This window comes from Paramuribaculum intestinale, assembly GCF_003024925.1.
Classification (GTDB): Bacteria; Bacteroidota; Bacteroidia; order Bacteroidales; family Muribaculaceae; genus Paramuribaculum; species Paramuribaculum intestinale.
Map to the genome: position 1 here is coordinate 1 of NZ_PUED01000314.1, position 1,765 is coordinate 1,765.

The window sequence follows — 1,765 nt, forward strand, 5'->3', positions numbered from 1 at the left end:
CGTGTATGTCCAAAATTCAATGGATTCTTCCTCTAATGAAATCTGGTCAGTAAATTCGTCCATCAATATCTCGCTGACAAAATCATAGGCTGAAATTTCAAGACCTTCATAAAGAGCGGCCATTGCTTTTTCACTTGAAATGTAATATTCATCTCCGTCCAATCGCGATGCTACAAATACATCATAGGCTTTCTCCGCCCTTGTCGCAATGAAAGTATCATCGTCCGCTTCCGGGAATCTATGTTCCGACAAATAATTTCGTAGGAACAGATTGTAATAGTCAAGGTCATAGCCTCGGCTGTCAAAATTATTAGTCATTATTATGTTGTGGATTTGTGGTTTCACCTCTTCTGTTGAAGGAGGTGCTTGAGTTTCGGATCTGCGGCTATACGGGCAAGTTCATCACTTACAATATCGCGGACATCCTGTTTCACTTTGTCATAGTTTGCCTGAATATCAGCCTTCATCTGACGCCTGTCGGGTGTCGGGTCCTTGAAATCGGTCAGAACTGGAATCGGCTCATAGGCTTTCATTTCAGCATCAACCTTTTTGCTGTCAACTACAATCTCAGCATGGAATATTTTTTGATCAATGCGCTCAGTCAGATTATCGCTTACGGCTCCGACAAAGAACCCCTGAGTGAGAGTTGAAATCTTGCTTGGGGGTATAAGGCTGTCCATCTGGGTATTGAAGGAGTGACTTACATCCTGACGATTGATGGACAATGACTGTCGTTTCTGCAACACCTTACCGAAACGCTCGGAAAGTGTCTTGGCGGTCGAGCCTACGACTTGCCCGGAGAAGATATTGCCGACGGTGTTCATCACCACGGCAGCCTCCGGTTTTCCGTAGTCGCGCTCCAACTGGGAAAAATCCTGAAAGCCGAGACACACAGCCACCTTGTTGCTTCGGGCGGTAGCTATGAGATTGTCGAGGCCCTTGAAGAAAATCGTTGGCAGCTCGTCAATTATTACGCCTGACTTCAGCATGCCCTTCTTGTTGATCAGCTTTACAATTCGGCTGTTGTATAGACCCAGCGCTGCACCATATATATTCTGGCGGTCAGGATTATTGCCGACACACAAAATCTTCGGTTCTTTGGGATTGTTGATGTCGAGAGTAAAATCGTTGCCGGTCATCACCCAATACAACTGTGGCGAAATCATTCGGGACAGCGGTATCTTTGCCGATGCAATCTGGCCGGCCAACTGTTCCGCCGCACCTCCGAGCCATGCGTCCATAAATGGAGACAGGTAGTTTTCCAAGTCGGGATAGCTGGTAAGGATAGGGAAAATATCCTCATATCTGCGACATAGAAATTCAATGGCGTGTGGAAATGTACAATACTCTCCATCCTTGTATATGCGTAAAAACCATATAATTGCTGCGAACAGTACGATTGGAGATTCAACAAAGAAGTCACCCTGCTTCTGAACCCACGACTTATTGAGATTCAACATAATAGTATATGCACTCTCGTAGGCATCGGCTATGTCGGACATGAAATTTGGATGAATGGGATTACAGCGGTGACTGCGTTCCGGATCATCGAAATTTATCATATAAAACTTAGGCGGGGTCTTGCCGTAGGCTTTGAGGTGCTTTTTCAGGTGGTTGTATGCTATAATGCTCAAATTCGGGGCGGGTAGGTCGGCGCCCTTGCGGGCGCTTTCCCCCCTAAGAACCGTGCATGATAGTTTCCCATCAAACGGCCTGTCCCTTAAACCCATCTCCCAGCCCCACGAACCCCTGAGCCAACGCTACG

General features: G+C 46.6%; 1 protein-coding gene and 1 pseudogene. Both read right to left on the minus strand.

What is annotated here, in order from left to right:
• Nucleotides 1-318, minus strand: a 318-nt coding sequence (locus C5O24_RS13090) for a DUF1896 family protein (RefSeq protein WP_107681957.1), incomplete at its 3' end; no start/stop codon positions are given.
• 23 nt (nucleotides 319-341) lie between these two features.
• Nucleotides 342-1,634 (minus strand): annotated as a pseudogene (locus tag C5O24_RS13095) (TraM recognition domain-containing protein); the annotation flags it as partial.
• Nucleotides 1,635-1,765 lie beyond the last annotated feature (131 nt).